Raw genomic sequence first — 17,584 nt, forward strand, 5'->3', positions numbered from 1 at the left:
TCTTCAAGGCGTAGTGCACGCATAGGTAACGTATGAGGGCATGAGCCTTACAATCGCGACAATCAATGTCAACGGCATCCGCGCCGCCGTCAAGGAGCGCAGCGAAACCAATCTGGGATTGCTGGAGTGGCTGAAGCACACCAGTTCCGATGTCGTTTTGCTGCAGGAAGTCCGCGCCACCGACGACCAGGCACGCAAGGCCCTCGCGCCCGCTTTCGATGCCGGATGGCATTGGGTCGGCGCTGAAAACCTGGGTGCAAAGGGGCGCGCCGGCGTGGGCATTCTCTCGCGCTTTCCGCTTAACGACGTCCAGGTGGGCATCGGCTCCGAGGAGTTCGAAGAATCCGGTCGGTTTATCAGTGGTGTTGCCCCGGCAGCGGACACCGGCCTGGATGTGGATGTCCAGATTGCCAGCCTCTACCTGCCCTCTGGTGCTGCCCTGAGCGAGAAGCAGGATGAGAAGTACCGCTTCCTCGATGCCTTCTCCGACTACCTGGCCGAACTGGGTGCCAAGGGGCGCGACGGTCACCACGCAGTTATCGGCGGCGATTGGAACATCTGCCACCGCGAACAGGATTTGAAGAACTGGAAGACCAACCGCCGCAAGAGCGGTTTCCTACCGCAGGAGCGTGCCTGGATGGACTCGGTCTTCGGCTGCTGGCCCGATGAGGTTCCCCAGGATTCGCAGGTTCAGGCCAGCGACAAGGAGCTGGAATCCGGTGCCTTCTCCGATGGTTCTGTGTGGGAGGCCCCGAAGCTCAATGCAGATCCGGTGTGGTTTGATGTCACTCGCCGTCTGCACCCAGAGGCCGACGGCCCCTGGTCCTGGTGGACCTACCGCGGTAAGGCGTTCGATACCGATGCCGGCTGGCGCATCGACTACCAGGCGGTAACCGAACCAATGCTCAAGCGTGCCGTCAGCTCGGTAGTGGATAAGCCTGCCGCCTACGACCTTCGCTGGACGGACCACGCGCCGGTGATCGTGGAGTACGCCTAAACCCGGCATACGCCTAACCCCGAGTGGACTAGTGTGCTCCGACGTCAGCGAACTCTGGGATTATCTCAGGCTCGGGAGCAGTTACGAGATGCCGGTTCTGCCGCAACATCGAGGCGATGCCGTCAACGATGGCGTCGGCCCATTTGTCCTGCATAGCGGGGTCGGCCAAATCGCGGGTGAGTTTTTCAGCGCCCACCGCTCCCAGCGATAGCGCAATTGTCGGCGCATGTGGCCGCGAACTCTGGTTCACCGCCACTGCCGGCGCCAGGCCGGTGCGAAACTCGGTTGGCACCCCGTTTGTGCTGTAACTGCTGTGCGGATTGAAACCTCGGTACACCATTCCGTCGCGCACACCCGCCGCCAACTGCCAATCGGCAGGAGCATCGTCCTCAGGTTCGAGAGACTTCACCACAGCGGATACCGAAAAGCCACGATCGCCGATGTTATCCCCAGAAAGAGTCTGGCCCTCTGATGAGCGACCGACGATTACGGTGGCTGCGCTCGCCGTGTCGTCGGCAAGCGAATGCGCGCCAACGATTGCGCCGCGCTGACGGAGCTTGTCGCTGGCGCGTTGCACGATGCTGTCGATGTGAGCGGAAGTATCCCCACTCAAACGCAGCGCGCGAGGCAGGTCGGCGTTGATAGCCTCGATGGCCTCGCGGCGAGAGTCGACGGTGATGCGCGCGCCGGCGAGCGGATCGACAGCCTCGTCGGGGGAGGGGACGATTGGCTGGCGCGGAGGCATCCACAGCGGATTGGGGCGCGCCGGGCGGTGTGGGGAACTGTTGACAACAGCGTGCAACTCTTCAGGTGAAAACATCTTGTTGACCGCGAAAATCATCACCGAACTGTCGTGATACACAGGCGTGAGCCCCGGCGCGTGCCATGCCCAGGAACGCATCGACAGCGCCTCCGTGCCATCCGTGTTCACACCCGGCGGGGAACTAATGATGTAGTGCACTCCCAATTTCTTCGCCATGGCATCGAACTCTGGATGTGAGCCCAGCAGGTCAACGTTTATCGGCAGCTTGTTGCTCGCCTCGGCAGTTTTGTCGGAGAAGGAGAAATGGCGGAACAGGGTCGGCAGTCCGGCGATGGCATACATCCACGCAGAACCGTCACGACGGTCATTGAGAATATGCCCCTCAAACGCATGCGGCTGTGCGGACAGCCAATCAATAGCTTCCATGTCCGCAGCGGTCACAAACGTGCTTCCGAAACTCTGGCGAATTGCCTCGCGCTGAGCAGGCCCACTCGCCCAGGTCGCAGGCACAATCGCCAGTGCCGCTACGAGCCCCATCGCCAGCGCGGGATTCCACGACTTGGTCGGCTGATCTCGCTTTGCGACGATCCACTGCGCCGCAGCCACAATCCCGACAACGGCAGCCGCGACTGCGTAGCCGACCAGCACTGCGCGCAGAATTCCCATAACCGCCTGCATGCGGTACGGCATGTCGTAGAAGAAAGTGCCAATAAACTTCAGATAGGTGCCGAACGGCTCAGACCAACGGGACTGCGCACTATCGGACACCACAAAGAGCAGCCCGAAAACCAGTGCCGGCCACGGAGCCCATGGGCTGTCTGGCAGGCGAGAGACAAGCGCCACCACCAGGCCGATGAGCACAAGAACCAGAACAGTCCGGGAAAAGATGGGCTCGTCAGCATAGCGGGAAAACCCAATCAGAGTTCGCCACAGTGATTCGGAGCGGGAAATCTCAATTTGGCCGGTAAAGCCCGCAACGGATTCGCCTTGCCCCCTCGCGGACAAAGCTGCCGGGAGAGTCATCACCAGGGCGAGCGCGCCGATAATTAGCGTGCGAACTAGGCCACTGACGCTCGGTTGGGTAATCAACCACAAGCCAACAAAGAGCACGGCAGCAATTGCGCCGGCCGGGTGGGTGATAAACGTGCCGACCAGGGCAAGCGCAGCGGGGACAATATAGCCCCGCATGGTCAAAGCCGCAGCAATCGGCAAAGCGGCCACCGCGAGCAGATACGGCATGGAGGAGGTGCGCCAAAGGGCCACCCAAATCTCCGGAAGCATCAGCGTCGCGACGGCAGCTGCGGGACCGGCATAGGCCGCCCACTTAGGACCAACTGCGGTGCGGGCTAGCACCGCAGTTGCTGCGGGAACAAGCAGCGCCGGGGCCAAGAACGCAAACACGTTGGAATCGAGGAAGACCGAGCCGGGCAGCAGCCCCGCCATGGCATGCCAGCCGGTGGGGTAGAACATTTCGGCCCCGGTCTCCTGATTCATCAGGTCACCGGCCGCGGTGGGCGAGGCTATTGCATGCTCGTCAATGAACCGGAGGAAGTTGGTATGCCAGAGCATGTCCCAGGCTTCGCGGATAGCGCCGGGGCCGCCAGGGACGTCGTTAAGCACGAGCATGGCGCGCATCGAGCCGACTACCGTAACTCCGACGACAATCATCGCGGTGACAACGCCGGAATCGAAGCCGTCTTCGGGCGTTGCTCGGGGGACGAATCTGCGCACCAGATAGCCAATAGCACAGAACCATGCCCACATGCCGGCCACGAAGAGCCAGGTGTAATCCAGCCCGAGCGCGTGAGACAACCATGCGGAAAAACCGGTCACACCCAGCATTAATGGGCCGGCAGATGCCAACGCGAGCGTGGGACGTAGCCCACTGGCCCAACCGAGAACTGCGCCTGGGACCAGCAGGATGAAGACGGCAACCGCAATGGCAGCGAGCATGGGACTCCTGACGGATAAGAGAATTGAATTAGTCCAATAATACCTGTGGGTTAGTTCGGCACTTGGGACGCGAGCGCCTAAGATTTGAAGAAGGACTGATGGGACTTCAGCCGCTGTAAAACCCAAGCGCGAATCTGCGCGGGACTTGAAGCGAGCTCGGTGCGGACCAGGAAAGGAGAGGACATCCCCAGTGAAAAACGGCGAGAGCGATAACAAGCGGCACCAGATGGCCGATTTGGAAGCCATCGCACGGAGTCTGCAGAACGACCCTGGCACTGCTGTCAATGTCCCAGTGGTCGTGACTTCCGGTGTCATTGTTGCGTTTATCGTGCTGTCTTTTGCCTACGCGTGGCCACTGTGGATTTCCCTCGGACTCATTGTTCTGCTGGGAGCCGTGATGGTCGTGTCCTACACCCGTAGGCCACCCGTAGCCCCGCTCGAGTTGACCCAGGGGGAGCGTGAGCGTGTTCGCCGTGTTCTCTCTGAACACGGCATTCGCCCAGCGATCACGTTGGTGCGCGCACTGTACCCCGAGGAATCGCCAGCCGCTGCGGCGCGCACCGTCAAATTGCTATCCGATCGAATGCTTGTGGAGCAGGGGGACGAGGGGCGTCGGGGCTAGCTTTTGGCAGTCGGTTTCCTGCAAAAGCCCGTGGTGTTGTCGAAACGGGTACGTCGTCGACTCTCAACTGCGGGCCTCGCGCTAGACTTATTGGCTATGAGTGAAAGCAAGGGTCCTGAGGCAACTAATCCTGCACCGAGTGCTCGTAAGCAGCGCGTTCTGTCCGGCATTCAGCCGACCGCAGATTCCTACCACCTGGGCAACTACCTGGGTGCATTGAAGAACTGGATTAATCTGCAGGATGACTTCGACGCTTACTACTTCATTCCAGACCTGCACGCCATCACTGTCGAGCAGAATCCGAAGGAGCTGCGTCAGCGCACTATCGCAGGTGCCGCACAGCTGATTGCACTCGGTATTGATCCGGAGAAGTCGGTGCTCTTCGTGCAGTCGCATGTGCCCGAGCACGCGGAGCTCGGATGGGTGTTGACCTGCTTGACTGGCTTTGGTGAAGCCAGCCGTATGACGCAGTTCAAGGACAAGTCCTCTCGTCAGGGCGCGGAACATACCTCCGCTGGTTTGTTCGCGTACCCCATGTTGATGGCTGCCGACATCTTGCTCTACCGCCCACAGCTGGTGCCGGTGGGGGAGGATCAGCGCCAGCACCTCGAACTGACGCGTAACCTGGCGCAGCGCTTCAACTCCCGCTACAAGAAGACCTTCGTGGTGCCGGATCCACACATCATGGAAGGCTCCGCGAAAATTTACGACTTGCAGGATCCGACCTCGAAGATGAGCAAGTCGGGTGCAAATCCGAAGGGCATTATTAACCTCTTGGACGACCCGAAGGTCTCCGCCAAGCGCATTCGCTCGGCCGTTACCGACAATGACGGAGAGATCCGCTTCGACCGTGAGAACAAGCCGGGCGTTTCCAACCTGCTGGTCATTCAGTCGGCGTTGACCGACAAGCCTGTCGACGAGCTCGTTGCCGGCTACGAAGGCGCTGGCTACGGCCAGCTGAAGGCTGATACCGCAGATGCGCTGGAGGCATTCACCACGCCACTGCGTGCACGCTATGAGGAGCTCATGGCCGATCGTGGTGAGTTGGAACGGATCCTGGCCGAAGGCGCTGACCGTGCCCGTGAAGTTGCCGCCAAGACACTTGCAGATGTGTACGAGCGAGTCGGGTTCCTGAAGGCCGCCAACCGTTAATTCAGCTGTAGACTCTGCGCTTCAGTCTCCGTACCGAAAGCTGGCACGTTAAGGTAGGGGACATGGCAACCTCTACTCAAAAAGATCCGAAGAGAACGGACCGCTATGGCATCGAGCGTGTACACGCCGATGAACCGAGCGCAATCGACCGCCTCCGCGAAAAGTGGGCGTGGTTCGATCACGTTATGCGGATGCAGGAGCGCTACTCCGAGCAGGGCGGTAACTTTTTTGCCGCCGCTGTCACGTACTTCTCCGTGCTGTCGATTTTCCCCCTAATCATGACGGCATTTGCCATCCTCGCGCTTGTGCTGCGTGGCAATGAGCAGCTGCTTGAGCAAATCCAGTCCGCTATCACCGACTCCATCGATGGGTCGATGGGCGACACCATCAACGCAATTATCGAAGGCGCGATCGATCAGGCAGGTGGCGTCTTCACCGTCGGTTTCATTGCCACCCTGTGGTCGGGTCTTGGTTGGATGGGCAACCTCTCCAACGCAGTGACACAGCTGTGGAAGCGCCCGCTGGGCGCTAGCAACTTCGTGGTGGGAAAGGTTCGCGACCTGCTGCGTCTGCTGGGCATGCTGGTTATGATCCTGCTGACCTTCGCTGTCACCGCAGCCGGCTCTTCCGGACTGACCCAGTCCCTGCTGGACAAGATTGGTCTGGCTCATGTCCCGGGAATCACAATTATTGCGGGATTGATTGCCATCGCCATTGGTCTCGTTGCCAACTGGCTGCTGTTCTTCTGGATGCTCGCTTTCCTGCCGCGCGGGGGCGCCCCGTTCCGCTCTGCGGCAAAGGGTGCGATTATCGGTGCGATTGGCCTTGAGGTTGTCAAGCAGCTCGGTAGCGTTTTCTTCTCCAACGCCCTGTCGAACCCGGCCGGTGCAGTTTTCGGTCCGGTCATCGGTTTGATGGTCGTTTTCTACCTCATCTGGCGCATCACTATGTACGCCACCGCCTGGACGGCGACGACCGAAGAAGCGCTTGCCGACGAGGAGCTGGATGCACCTGCTCCTGCTGTCATTAACGTCCGTGCGGAAGCGGCCAACCCGTCCGGATTGAACCGCCTGCTCGGTTCGAAATAATTAGCCGCGATCGCGTCTGCCGAAGCGGTAGGTGACCATCGCAATCAATGCGATGACACCTACGATGGCAGCGCTGACAGTAATTTTTAGCCCGGTTCCTGTTGACTCGTTGTCCAGGATATCGGGCAATTTTTCTACCAACTTATCCTCAGTCGCTTCCGCTTCGAGGACACCGACAGAGCTGTCCTGCGGTGCCGCGAAGCCGGCGTCGAGAAGCGATGCCGCCTGCTCCCAGGGGCGCGGTGAATCCTCCACAGTGACGTCGAGAACGATGACGCCGAGACGACGGCCATCGCGCTCAGCCACCCCAGCGAAGGTGTGACGGGCATCGTCGGTAAAACCAGTCTTGCCTCCAAGGGCGCCGGGGTAGTCCTGGGCAATCAGCTGATTGTCGTTGGCGATTTCGAAGTCATCGACCTCGAGAGCCTTGTCTCCGGGGATGGTGGCCAGGCGGGTGGCCGAGAGCTTGCGATAGGTCTCATTGTTGAATGCGTGCTGGAAGAACAGTGACATGTCGTATGCCGACGTCATCTGTCCCGGAGCATCGAGACCAGTCGGGTTGACCACTCGCGTATCCGTCGCCCCCAACTTCTTTGCCAGGGCATTGACCTTCTCTGTGGTCTTATCCATGCCACCAAGTTCGCGAGCCAAGGCGTGGCCGGTGTCGTTGCCGGAGTTAAGCAACAGACCAGTCAGGAGCGTTTCTACCGAGTAGTTCACGTCCTCGACGATGCCGACACGAGAGCCCTCCATGTTCGCGTCCTCGAAGGTCGCCTTGACTGGGGTGTCGAGCTTCAAATTCTCGATTGCCTCCATCGCCAGCAGCACCTTAATAATCGATGCCGGACGGTAGCGGCCGTGCGGGTCCTTCGCCGCAAGGACATCGCCGGATTTCAAATCGAACACCGTCCATGCAGAGGCGGAGAGGTCCTTCGGAACGTCAAACCCCTCACCGCTGACAATGCCGCAGGCGGACATCTTGCTACCTCCAGCCGGCTTTTGAGGAACCGGAAGTGGAGCGGGAGATGTTTCGCCGGGAGCCGGAACCTCAGAGGAATCCACTGGTGCTGGTGGAAAGGTCTTGTAGGGGCAGCCCTCCGTGTCACGGATATCAGGTGCGGGACCGACAATCGGGGCGTCGTCGGTAAGCGAGGTGCTCTGCGCCATGGCTGCGGGGGCGGTGCTCGGCAGAAGCAGAGCGCTGGTAGCTAGCAGCGTAACGGCAGATGAGAAGCGGCGAGAGGGAAACATGATGAGATAAGGGTAGTAAAACGTCACCCGAAATGACGTATTCGTCGTGTGTGGATGGGGGAAAACGGGGGAGCGGAAGCCTTTGTACAAAGCAGAATTACGATTCACCGGCAGTGAAGTAGAAGCGGAGGGCACAATACCGATAGTCTGGCCATTATGACTAATTCTTTGCACAGTGATGCTCAGTCTCTGGACACACAGTCTTCGGCATCGAATCTCGATGAGATGCGCAAGGTTGTCGCCAGCCTGCCCAAGGTACTGCTTCACGATCACCTCGATGGCGGCCTGCGCCCGCAGACCGTTATCGACCTGGCCGCGGACTGCGGTTACACCGATCAGTTGCCCACCACCGACGTGGATGAACTGGAGAAGTGGTTCATTGATACCGGCAACTCTGGCTCGTTGCCGAGCTACCTGACCGCCTTCGCGCACACCTGCGCCGTCATGCAGACCGCTGAGTCGCTGACGCGCGTGGCGCGTGAGGCCGTCGAGGATCTGGCCGCCGACAACGTCGTCTACGCTGAGCTGCGCCTGGCTCCGGAAAACCATTTGGAAAAGGGCCTGGATATGCAGGCTGTCATCGACGCGCTGGTCGAAGGCCTGGCGCAGGGTGAAGCCCATGCCGCCGCTGAGGGAAAGCACATCACCGCACGTCTGCTGGTCTGTGCGATGCGCCAGAATGACAATTCCAAGGAAGTCGCACAGCTGGTCATCGACAACTACGGGAAGAACTCCGACGGGTACGTTGTCGGTTTTGACATCGCTGGACCGGAAAACGGCTTCCCACCGGCTAACCATGCCGAAGCATTCACCATGCTGCGGGAAAACCTCATTCCGGTCACCATTCACGCAGGTGAAGACGCCGGTGTGGATTCGTTGCAGGACGCTGTCGTGCAAGGTGCTCGCCGCCTGGGTCACGGCGTGCGCATCTACGAGGACTTCGGTGCTTCCCTCGAGGGCATCGAATGCCAGGAGGTTGCCTCCGCTATTCGTGACCGCCAGATTCCGCTGGAAATCTGCCCGACCTCCAACGTTCAGACTGGTGTCTGTGACAGCGTTGCGGATCACCCGTTCTCGCTTCTCGACGATATGAGTTTCGCCTGCACGGTCAACACGGATAACCGTCTGATTGGTGCGACTTCCATGACCCGGGAGTGCATGGAGTTGGTGGAGAACTTCGGTTACGGCTACAGCGAGCTGTTCGAACTGACCTCGAATGCGCTAAACAATGCATTCGTGGATCTGCCGACCCGCGAGCACATCATGGACACCATTATTTACCCCGCTTACCTGCAGCTTATCGACAACAGCGACGAGGACATCGAAACTGATGTCAACGGTGCGGGTTTCGGTGCCGAAGATGAGCTGAACCTGACGCTGGACTAGCCAGCGCCGGCCAGCTTTGCTGGGAGGAGCTAGATCTTGGTCGTGAACCGAGCGGCCAAGTCCTTCTCCAGCTGCCTCCAGCCCTCGGCCTCATCGTCGTAAGGCGGAACTGGCTCGGACATTTCTCCGGTGTCCAGCAGGAAGTTCAGCAGCCACTGCAGCTGCTGGTTGCCCGCCAGTACCTCGTTCACGGCATCATCTCCAGCCCAGTCAGCGGCGTCTGCGAGTAGCTCGTACGCGCGGGCGAGCTGGGCGGTGTCCACGGCGTTCGGGCCCTTTTCAATGTCCTCGGCCAGACCGGTAAACGAGTACTCATTGTCCTCGTGCACTACGGCCTCCAGTTCACCTGCGTTGGCCGCGGTGATGATTTCATCCCACGTCGTCAGCGCCGACATGTCGTGATGCTTGTGCTCCAGCAGCCAACGCACCATCGTGCGGGGCTGTGAGAACGTGTGAATCTCACCGGCGCTGCCCAGGAATAGCGGGCGACGTCCCATGTAACAACGCAAGGTGTAGAGCGTGCGGCCAGCGATGGAGATCTTGATCGGGTCGATGCCAGCGTTGGCCCACACCGTCTGATCGTACGGATCGCCGGCGGTCTCCTCTGCGGACTTCTTTTCCTCTTCGCGCTTCTTCTCCGCCGCTTCACGACGCTCACGCTCCGCGGCCTCCGCCTCCTTTAATGCGGCTGCAGCAGCGGTTTCAGACTCTTCATCGATGCTCGGAGTATTTGCGCCGATGGCGTCGATAGCGTCAATGCAATTGTCCCAGTTGGTCAAGATGACATTACCGATAGCCGACCACTGAGCGGCGCCACTGCCCTGGAAGTGATCAGCACCATTTTGCGTGGCAGCCAGGACAGAGTGAGAGGCGAACATCTGGTTGATCGGAGTGAGATCCGCGATCGCACCAATCGAGCGAGTGATGGCAAGAATGCGATCAGCGCGCGAAACATGGTCGTAGTCGGCCCGGCCGGCCAGAATCTCTGGCAGCCCAATCAGGTCATAGCGGTGGCGTGGCGCCGCGATGGCAGCTCCCGGTAGCTGCTGGTTGAAGTTGCGCCAGCTGGGGTGCTGCGTGAAGTCGTGAGGAGCATCCGACTGTAGGAAAGCCAGGAGCTTTGCCGCCGATGAGAACAAATAGATGTCATCACCGCGGCCGAGCAGAGCCTGCCACTCGGAGCCACCCTCACGCCAGCTTGGAGCCCACAACGTGTAAAAGGTGCCCGAGGTCAGCTCGAGTTCGATAGGAACGATGCCTTTCCTGGCCATAGTTTTCGTCGCAGCCCTTCTGCTTGTCGGTGATTATTAAAACTCAAAAATTGTCATACCTGCAGCGCCCCCACGGGTGGCAAGTTTGCGTATTCCTATCTTAGAAGTTTTACGACGCAGATACCCACCGCACTATCCGGTCGGACGGTAGAACCCCTTAAACGGCATGCCGATGTTGGTCGTACGCACGGGGTTTACCTGCACCGGATCGCCCGCTTCGACCATCTTTCCGTCACCGATAACCATGGCGACATGGCCGTCCCACACTGCAAGATCGCCAGGTAGCAGTTCATCCTGGCTCACCTGTCTGCCGACGGCCTGTGCTTCTGCCGTGCGGGGAATATCAACACCAGCTTGCCCGTAGGCCCAGTGCGTTAAGCCTGAACAATCGAGCGCCTGCCCCGGAGTATTTCCGCCCCAACCATAGGGCGTTCCGACGGCACTGAGTGCAGCCTTCACCGCAGCTTGGGCCTCTGGTGTGGGCGCGCCAGCTCCAGCATCCGCAGGTACCGGCGCGCTGCCCGAATCGGACGACGCCTCCGAACCATCTGCAGCGTCGGTAGCGCTAGCCGAACCTGGGGTGTTCGTAGACGTAGAAGCGAGGGCGGCTTGAGTGATACCTGGGGCCTCCAACTGTGCCGAGTGAGGTGGGGTAGGGGTGTCCACCGCGGTACTCGCTTGCTGTATCAGCGACTGCACCAGAGGTCGCAGTTCTTGCTCGAGTTTCATGAGCCGCGCAATGGCCTGGGAGATCGCGGAACTGGCCGCTGAGGCTAGGCTGGCGCCGGTCGCGGCGAGACCAGCGGGCCCCGCAGCCGTCGCAGTCAACGAGCCCATGGCGGAAGTGACAAAATCCATGGCAATCCGGGCCAAATCAGTGGCCGCTGACATTACTGCGGCCAGCCCCTTGGCAATGTCACTGTCAATGGTTCCGGCGCGAGTTTCCAAGTCGGCTGCCGCATTTGCAGCCCGTTTGAGACTTGTTCCCGCGGCCCCTGCTCCGGAACCAGCACCATCGCCCCAGTTGCGGTCAACGGAATCTGCCACTGAGCGCCAGGCGGTACTCGCGGCGGGTATTGCGGCCCCAGCAAGTCCTGCCAGTGCGGGTGCGATGGCAGGACTTAGCTGTTGTGCAATCGCGGTGGGGACCTCCGTAAGTAGATTGGTGGGAAGCATCACGCACCGCCCATTCCGCGAGTTGCAACGGCTCCCATTTTCGGTGAGATGGACTGCAGCGCATATGCGCCGGCATCTTCAGCAGTGGACACCGCAGAGACAAGAGCGTTCAGTGCACGAGCAGCGCTGGTGCCGTACTCATTCAGCTCAGCTACATGCTCGTGTTGGTGCTGTAGAGCAGTGGCTGCAGCGTGACAGAAGGGCCCAGCAAACGGGACGTCGCCAAGCGAGAGCAGTGCGCTGATGCCCAAGTCAGCGCCGCTGACCTGCTGCGACAACGCGTCAAGGCGCGTGGCATCGGCAGAAATCAGCTCTGGCACCAGCGTAAAGACTGAGTCATTCCCGCTAGTGGTCGGAGAGAGAAACGATTGGCTGTGGGAACTGTGTGGTGATGGACGGGACAATGTTGACGGCCTCTCTAGGAAATTCGCGTGTGGTTCAACACTCAGTGCTGTGGCAGAACGGCTAGCGGGGTTCGGACGGCGACTGAGTGGCAAGTGGTTTGGTAGTAGGCGGACTTGTGCAAATAGGGCGCAGTAAATAGCCCTCGTATTGTTAGGCGCGAAAAAGGCCGATTCGGTTCCATATTTTTTGGGGAACGCGTTTTCAGAAATTTGCTTTTGCCGGCACCAGAGCAGCAAAAGCAAAGCAATGTATTTTGGAAGGCATGGAGATTACCGTTGTCAACCATCCCTTGGCACAGTCACGTTTGACCATTCTGCGCGACGCGCGCACTGATAACGCGGGCTTCCGTGCGGCACTCGCCGATCTGGGCGCAATGCTGATTTACGAGGCAAGCCGGGAGCTGCCCGTCGATAACTTCGATGTTCAGACCCCAATCACTACCGCGCCGGGTTACCGTCTGCAGGATCCGCCGATTATTGTTCCCGTCATTCGTGCGGGTCTTGGCATGATTGATCCGTCGCTGTCGATGATTCCGGATGCGCAGGTGGGCTTTATTGGCTTGGCTCGTAATGAGGAAACCCATGAGCCGGTGCCGTACCTCGAGGCGCTACCGGAGGATCTGTCCGGGCGCACTGTCTTCCTGGTCGACCCAATGCTGGCAACCGGCGGTTCACTGCTGCATGCCCTGAAGCTGTTGGTGGATCGCGGCGCGGACAACATCACGGCCGTGTGCATCATTTCCGCACAGCAGGGTGTCGACGCCTTGAAGGAATCCGGTTTCCCGGTGCGTCTTGTCATCACAGTGGTGGACCCGGATCTTAACGAGGATGCCTACATCGTGCCGGGGTTGGGAGATGCGGGCGACCGCCTCTACGGTCCCCGCAACATTGATCTTTAAATTGATCTCTTAGGCAGTTCCCCAGGCTTCTGCCGCGTACTTCTTGACGACCTCGTTGTCCTTGGTCACAAGAACTCCGTCGGGGGACATCTGGTACTTGTACGAGCCGTTTTGTGCAACAACGCGGTCGCCCTCATCGACGATGATGTCCATCGATCCGGAACCCTGTGGTGTATCCGAGCGGTAGTACTTCTCGCCGGAGCGCGTCTCACAAGCAGCAGCCTTAATTCCCTGTTCAGCGGCGATAACAGCAAAGGCGCGGTCACCGTTGTCGCAGCGTGCGGAGCTGCCCACGAAGCCCAGGCCGTCTAGGTCGGAGCGGCCAGTGCCGAAGTCCTGCCCCTCCGGAGCTGATGTCGGCTCTGAGCTCGTCGTCGTGGATGGCGAAGACGTGGTGCTCGGCGTCGACGACGAGGACGATGTCGAAGTGCTCGGCGTGCTTGACGACGTCTCGGAGGACTTCGACGTAGTTGTGGTCGTGGTGGTCGTCTTGCTCGTAGAAGTCGAACTCGTCGAGGACGGCGGTGTCGAACTGGGCGACGTCGGCTGCGAGGAGGAGGGGACCTCCGGACGCTGGGGCTCATCACTATTGTTCAGCGACAGGCCGATGGCGATGCCGATGACGACCACGAGTGCGGTGGCCACGATGATGATGGGGATGCTGAGAGACTTAGGTGTGCCATTGCCGGACATGCCTATTATCATCGCAGACTTCCTCAAAATGTGAAACATCTGATAATTGAAGAGGCCAAAGTTAAAGAAGTGACTCCTGGTCATGCGTACGTCTGGCGCTGACATTCAAGCGCTTGCCGGCCACTGCTGTCGCTGGCGCAGTCGTCGGTAGGCCTCTTGTTACGGCCTGTCGATGGAGCGCTTACACTGGAGAGTTGTGATTGAGGAGTTTATTAAGCACTGGTGGGCCGAGCACGCGAACGAGATTCTCGAGTGGCGGCGGCATCTTCATGCGCACCCAGAGCTATCTCACATGGAGCACGCCACCACGGCTTTTGTGGAGGAGAAGCTGCGTGCTGCAGGGCTGAAACCAGTGCTGTTTCCCAACACCGGCCTGATGGTCGACATTGGTGAAGACGAACTCGCCGGTAGCGAAGCCGGAGGTGAACTCCCGGGACGTCTCGCTTTCCGCGGTGATATCGACGCGCTTCCAATTACAGAGAGCACGGGGCTGGAGTTTGCCAGCACCAATGACGGCGTCATGCATGCCTGCGGGCATGATTTCCACACCGCGATCACGCTCGCGACGGCACTGGCTATGGCTGAGTACCACGAAAAGCACACGTTGCCGACGCCGCTGCGTTTCATTTTCCAACCCGCCGAGGAGGTCATGGTTGGCGGTGCACCCGAGGTTATCGCTGCCGGTGCGCTCAATGGCGTTGAGCGTATTTTTGCCGTCCATTGTGAGCCGAAGCTGCGCGTAGGTCACGTCGGCGTTCGAACAGGTGCCATCACCTCTGCGGCCGACACGCTGGAGATTCAGGTGCATGGCCCGGGCGGGCATACCTCCCGTCCGCAGATGACAGCCGATGTTGTCTATGCACTGGGCAAATTGATTGTCGATTTGCCCGGATTACTGTCGCGACGCGTCGACCCGCGCACCGGCACCGTGCTCACGTTCGGTTCCGTGCACTCCGGGTATGCGCACAACGCGATTCCGTCGGAAGGCAGCGTCAGCGGCACCCTGCGCACCGCGGACATCAAGACCTGGCGCGACATCGATCCACTGGTCCGCGAACTCATTGAACAAGTCCTCGCTCCGACCGGCGCCGAGTGCACCATCAATTACGAGCGTGGCGTGCCGCCTGTGCTTAACGACGAATACTGCACCGCCCTGATTGCGGAAGCAGTGCGACGAGTGGACGAGAATGCTGTCATTCAGGCCCCACAGTCGTCCGGTGGCGAGGATTTCGGTTGGTATCTCGAGCACGTCCCGGGCGCGATGGCCCGCTTGGGCTGCTGGTCCGGTCGCGGAGACAAGCACGATTTGCACCGAGATGACCTAATCGTGGACGAGCGTTGCCTGGGCGTTGGTGTGAAACTCTTCGCTGGCATTGTTGCTCGCTACGAGGACGGCGCGCAGTCAACCATGACTGTCCGTTAGACTATGGGGGCAAAGCGGGGAAAATGCCTCCCGCGGTAATTACATTGTGATATCCACGGCAACTTTGGAGGATTTGTGGCACAGAGGATCGTAATCATTGGCGGCGGCCCAGCCGGCTACGAAGCAGCGCTGGTTGGTGCCAAGTACGGTGCTGAAGTCACTGTGGTTGAGGATGCCGGGATGGGCGGTTCTTCCGTCCTGTGGGATTGCGTTCCCTCTAAGGCCTTCATCGCGGCGACGGGCGTTCGTACCGATATGCGCCGTGCGGACGAGATGGGTCTGCGTCCGGACTTCTCCCAGCGCAAAATCGACTTCACTGCGGTCAACGAGCGCGTTAAGCGCCTGGCACAGCAGCAGTCCGACGATGTTCGCGCGCAGATGGAGCGTGAGGGCATCAAGATGCTGCAGGGCCGTGGTCGTCTCGATGACCACGACCCGGGCCGTGTAACTCACTACGTCACCGTTGACTTGCTCGAGGGCGGCGAGGTCACTCTTGAAGCCGACCTGGTGCTGGTCAGCACCGGTGCGTCCCCGCGCATTCTGCCGGGTGCGATTCCTGATGGTGACCGTATTCTGACCTGGCGTCAGGTCTACGAACTGGAGGAGCTGCCGGAGCACCTCATTGTGGTCGGTTCCGGTGTGACTGGTGCTGAGTTCGTATCCTCGTTCACCGAGCTGGGTGTGAAGGTCACCATGGTCGCCTCGCGTGATCGCATCCTGCCGCACGAGGATGCCGACGCTGCAGATGCCCTAGAGGAAGTCCTACTGGAGCGCGGTGTGGACGTTGTTAAGAACGCCCGCTGTGATCTTGTCGAACGCACGGAGGACGGCGGCGTTCGCGTCGTCACTTCCGACGGCCGTGAGGTCTTCGGTTCCCACGCGTTGATGACCGTCGGTTCGATTCCGAACACCGCGGATATGGGACTGGAAGCCAGCGGCGTAAAACTGACTCCGTCTGGCCATATTCACGTTGACCGTGTTTCCCGTACCAACGTGCCGGGTATCTACGCTGCCGGTGACTGCACTGACTTGTTCCCGCTGGCTTCCGTTGCAGCTATGCAGGGCCGTATTGCGATGTACCACGCCCTCGGTGAAGGCGTATCTCCGATTCGCCTGCGCACTGTTTCATCGGCAGTGTTCACCCGCCCGGAGATTGCGACTGTCGGTGTTTCCCAGGCTCAGATTGAGTCCGGTGAGGTCTCCGCTCGCGTTGAGGTTTTCCCACTGGCAGGTAACCCGCGTGCGAAGATGCGCTCGCTGCGCCACGGTTTTGTCAAGCTGTTCTGCCGTAAGAACTCCGGCATGATTATCGGTGGTGTGGTGGTCGCTCCCACCGCCTCGGAGCTGATTCTGCCAATTGCGGTATGTGTTTCCAACCAGCTCACCGTCGATGACCTGGCAAGCTCCTTCTCTGTCTACCCGTCACTGTCTGGCTCGATTACTGAGGCTGCTCGTCAGCTGATGGCACACGACGATCTGGACTAATGCTGGTATCGCGACTGGCAGCATGACCGGTCGCGCGTGAACGTAAAAAGCCGAACCCGAAAGTGGGGTTCGGCTTTTTAATTACTTAGCTTTTAACTACTTGCCGGAGAGTTCAGCGTACTTAGCGGTGACTTCCTCAACCGACGGATTCGTGGCGTGCACACCATCGGAGTACAGCACGGTCGGAACAACGCGGTTGCCATCATTGACGGACTCAACCCACTTCGAAAGGTCGTCGTGCTTTTCGACATCCCAGGCCTCAAACGGAGTGCCGTTTTCCTTCAGGCCAGCAATAAGGTTCTGGCAGAAAGGACACCAGGCTGCAGCGTAAATGGTCACGTGTTCGGTGGTCTGTGGAGTCTTCACATCAGTCATACTTAGGTCAACGCGCGGACCAAGGCCGATATTCCATTGCGCAATACTTTCGCCGGGCAGTAGTCACGCCTCAGAGCTTTGCTGGACAGGCTTCCAAGCGCTAATCCTCTAGACGCCGCCACGTGCAGAAGCGGTAGCGTAGGCCGGTCGTTGACGTCTGCCACGGGCCATCCTCGACGCGAACCCAGTCGTAGAGGTCGGGAGCCATGACTGGTACCGGGACGCTGACATCAGTATCAATGTCGGTGACCACGCATTCGTCGGCAAGCGAAAGTGCATCGCGATAGACACGCCCGCCTCCGATAATCCAAGCCGCGGGCGCGTCGGCGACGGCTGCGAGCGCGGCTTCGAGGCTGGTTGCGGACTCGGCGCCGGGGAAATCGGACACGGAGCGTGAAAGGACGATGTTTCGACGACCGGGGAGTGGTCGGAACTTGGGATTCAGCGAGTCCCACGTGCGACGCCCCATGATGACCGGTGCGCCCATCGTTGTTGTTTTGAAATGCTGAAGATCTTCAGGCAGATGCCAGGGCATAGTCGCACCGTCGCCGATAATGCCGGCCCGAGACTGCGCCCAAATCATCCCTACAAATGGGGGCCTTGCGCTGGTGGAAGCGGTGGACTCGTTCATGTCGACACTCACCTT

The 17,584-nt window shown here is 59.8% G+C and carries 16 protein-coding genes; 8 read left to right on the plus strand and 8 right to left on the minus strand.

Annotation, left to right across the window (positions count from 1 at the left end; genetic code table 11):
• Positions 1-40 precede the first annotated feature (40 nt).
• On the plus strand, positions 41-997 hold the full coding sequence (locus HMPREF2787_RS00945) for an exodeoxyribonuclease III (protein WP_016422142.1): 957 nt from the start codon (positions 41-43) through the stop codon (positions 995-997).
• Positions 998-1,025: 28 nt separating this feature from the next.
• Here the strand turns inward: HMPREF2787_RS00945 and HMPREF2787_RS00950 are convergent, their stop codons facing one another.
• Positions 1,026-3,713: a DUF6541 family protein gene (locus HMPREF2787_RS00950; RefSeq protein WP_070439067.1), complete on the minus strand. Its 2,688-nt coding sequence runs from the start codon at positions 3,711-3,713 to the stop codon at positions 1,026-1,028.
• 190 nt (positions 3,714-3,903) lie between these two features.
• Here HMPREF2787_RS00950 and HMPREF2787_RS00955 point away from each other — a divergent pair, with 190 nt between their 5' ends.
• The 3 genes from HMPREF2787_RS00955 (at position 3,904) to HMPREF2787_RS00965 (ending at position 6,575) form a co-directional block, all read left to right on the plus strand.
• Positions 3,904-4,335: a hypothetical protein gene (locus HMPREF2787_RS00955; protein WP_016422144.1), complete on the plus strand. Its 432-nt coding sequence runs from the start codon at positions 3,904-3,906 to the stop codon at positions 4,333-4,335.
• 96 nt (positions 4,336-4,431) lie between these two features.
• Entirely contained in the window at positions 4,432-5,487 is a 1,056-nt protein-coding gene (trpS, locus tag HMPREF2787_RS00960) for a tryptophan--tRNA ligase (RefSeq protein ID WP_049171954.1), read from the plus strand.
• 62 nt (positions 5,488-5,549) lie between these two features.
• Positions 5,550-6,575, plus strand: a complete 1,026-nt coding sequence (locus tag HMPREF2787_RS00965; protein ID WP_016422146.1) for a YhjD/YihY/BrkB family envelope integrity protein — start codon at positions 5,550-5,552, stop codon at positions 6,573-6,575.
• On the opposite strand, the gene HMPREF2787_RS00970 is transcribed toward HMPREF2787_RS00965, so the two are convergent.
• Positions 6,576-7,826, minus strand: a complete 1,251-nt coding sequence (locus tag HMPREF2787_RS00970; RefSeq protein ID WP_193394157.1) for a D-alanyl-D-alanine carboxypeptidase family protein — start codon at positions 7,824-7,826, stop codon at positions 6,576-6,578.
• Positions 7,827-7,982: 156 nt separating this feature from the next.
• Here HMPREF2787_RS00970 and HMPREF2787_RS00975 point away from each other — a divergent pair, with 156 nt between their 5' ends.
• Positions 7,983-9,212 (plus strand): adenosine deaminase, encoded by a 1,230-nt coding sequence (locus tag HMPREF2787_RS00975; protein WP_016422148.1) that lies wholly within the window; start codon positions 7,983-7,985, stop codon positions 9,210-9,212.
• Positions 9,213-9,241: 29 nt separating this feature from the next.
• Here the strand turns inward: HMPREF2787_RS00975 and HMPREF2787_RS00980 are convergent, their stop codons facing one another.
• From HMPREF2787_RS00980 to HMPREF2787_RS00990, 3 genes are all read right to left on the minus strand, one after another.
• Positions 9,242-10,483, minus strand: coding sequence for a hypothetical protein (locus HMPREF2787_RS00980; protein ID WP_016422149.1), 1,242 nt, complete (start codon positions 10,481-10,483; stop codon positions 9,242-9,244).
• Positions 10,484-10,615: 132 nt separating this feature from the next.
• Positions 10,616-11,659: a C40 family peptidase gene (locus HMPREF2787_RS00985; protein WP_070429887.1), complete on the minus strand. Its 1,044-nt coding sequence runs from the start codon at positions 11,657-11,659 to the stop codon at positions 10,616-10,618.
• A complete protein-coding gene (locus tag HMPREF2787_RS00990) occupies positions 11,659-11,979 on the minus strand; it encodes a hypothetical protein (protein WP_016422151.1) in 321 nt (106 codons plus the stop codon). Before HMPREF2787_RS00990 ends, HMPREF2787_RS00985 begins: the two co-directional genes overlap by 1 nt.
• Positions 11,980-12,326: 347 nt before the next feature.
• Between HMPREF2787_RS00990 and upp the strand changes: the two genes are divergently transcribed.
• Complete coding sequence (gene upp, locus HMPREF2787_RS00995) at positions 12,327-12,962, plus strand: uracil phosphoribosyltransferase (RefSeq protein ID WP_070858139.1); 636 nt, start codon at positions 12,327-12,329, stop codon at positions 12,960-12,962.
• Between the two features lie 9 nt (positions 12,963-12,971).
• Here the strand turns inward: upp and HMPREF2787_RS10975 are convergent, their stop codons facing one another.
• Positions 12,972-13,655: a hypothetical protein gene (locus HMPREF2787_RS10975; RefSeq protein ID WP_141744775.1), complete on the minus strand. Its 684-nt coding sequence runs from the start codon at positions 13,653-13,655 to the stop codon at positions 12,972-12,974.
• 172 nt (positions 13,656-13,827) lie between these two features.
• Between HMPREF2787_RS10975 and HMPREF2787_RS01010 the strand changes: the two genes are divergently transcribed.
• A complete protein-coding gene (locus tag HMPREF2787_RS01010; RefSeq protein ID WP_172620230.1) occupies positions 13,828-15,078 on the plus strand; it encodes a M20 family metallopeptidase in 1,251 nt (416 codons plus the stop codon).
• A 75-nt stretch (positions 15,079-15,153) separates the two neighbouring features.
• Positions 15,154-16,563, plus strand: coding sequence for an NAD(P)H-quinone dehydrogenase (locus HMPREF2787_RS01015; RefSeq protein ID WP_016422155.1), 1,410 nt, complete (start codon positions 15,154-15,156; stop codon positions 16,561-16,563).
• A gap of 96 nt (positions 16,564-16,659) precedes the next feature.
• Here HMPREF2787_RS01015 and HMPREF2787_RS01020 read toward each other — a convergent pair whose 3' ends face one another.
• Both HMPREF2787_RS01020 and HMPREF2787_RS01025 read right to left on the minus strand, forming a co-directional pair.
• Complete coding sequence (locus tag HMPREF2787_RS01020) at positions 16,660-16,938, minus strand: mycoredoxin (RefSeq protein ID WP_070603498.1); 279 nt, start codon at positions 16,936-16,938, stop codon at positions 16,660-16,662.
• 100 nt (positions 16,939-17,038) lie between these two features.
• Positions 17,039-17,569 carry a dihydrofolate reductase gene (locus HMPREF2787_RS01025; RefSeq protein ID WP_070603496.1) on the minus strand — a complete coding sequence of 177 codons (531 nt, stop codon included), beginning with the start codon at positions 17,567-17,569 and terminating at the stop codon, positions 17,039-17,041.
• Positions 17,570-17,584: the final 15 nt, after the last annotated feature.

The organism is Corynebacterium sp. HMSC061H03 (assembly GCF_001838215.1).
Classification (GTDB): Bacteria; Actinomycetota; Actinomycetes; order Mycobacteriales; family Mycobacteriaceae; genus Corynebacterium; species Corynebacterium jeikeium_D.

What these genes read in the sequence shown, in the direction of transcription:
- HMPREF2787_RS01025 (WP_070603496.1), bottom strand. Translation starts at nt 17,569, where the DNA reads ATGAACGAGTCCACCGCTTCCACCAGCGCAAGGCCCCCATTTGTAGGG.
- trpS (WP_049171954.1), top strand. Translation starts at nt 4,432, where the DNA reads ATGAGTGAAAGCAAGGGTCCTGAGGCAACTAATCCTGCACCGAGTGCT.
- HMPREF2787_RS10975 (WP_141744775.1), bottom strand. Translation starts at nt 13,655, where the DNA reads ATGTCCGGCAATGGCACACCTAAGTCTCTCAGCATCCCCATCATCATC.
- HMPREF2787_RS00965 (WP_016422146.1), top strand. Translation starts at nt 5,550, where the DNA reads ATGGCAACCTCTACTCAAAAAGATCCGAAGAGAACGGACCGCTATGGC.
- HMPREF2787_RS00950 (WP_070439067.1), bottom strand. Translation starts at nt 3,713, where the DNA reads ATGCTCGCTGCCATTGCGGTTGCCGTCTTCATCCTGCTGGTCCCAGGC.
- HMPREF2787_RS00970 (WP_193394157.1), bottom strand. Translation starts at nt 7,826, where the DNA reads ATGTTTCCCTCTCGCCGCTTCTCATCTGCCGTTACGCTGCTAGCTACC.
- HMPREF2787_RS00985 (WP_070429887.1), bottom strand. Translation starts at nt 11,659, where the DNA reads ATGCTTCCCACCAATCTACTTACGGAGGTCCCCACCGCGATTGCACAA.
- HMPREF2787_RS00975 (WP_016422148.1), top strand. Translation starts at nt 7,983, where the DNA reads ATGACTAATTCTTTGCACAGTGATGCTCAGTCTCTGGACACACAGTCT.
- HMPREF2787_RS01020 (WP_070603498.1), bottom strand. Translation starts at nt 16,938, where the DNA reads ATGACTGATGTGAAGACTCCACAGACCACCGAACACGTGACCATTTAC.
- upp (WP_070858139.1), top strand. Translation starts at nt 12,327, where the DNA reads ATGGAGATTACCGTTGTCAACCATCCCTTGGCACAGTCACGTTTGACC.
- HMPREF2787_RS01010 (WP_172620230.1), top strand. Translation starts at nt 13,828, where the DNA reads ATGGAGCGCTTACACTGGAGAGTTGTGATTGAGGAGTTTATTAAGCAC.
- HMPREF2787_RS00945 (WP_016422142.1), top strand. Translation starts at nt 41, where the DNA reads ATGAGCCTTACAATCGCGACAATCAATGTCAACGGCATCCGCGCCGCC.
- HMPREF2787_RS00980 (WP_016422149.1), bottom strand. Translation starts at nt 10,483, where the DNA reads ATGGCCAGGAAAGGCATCGTTCCTATCGAACTCGAGCTGACCTCGGGC.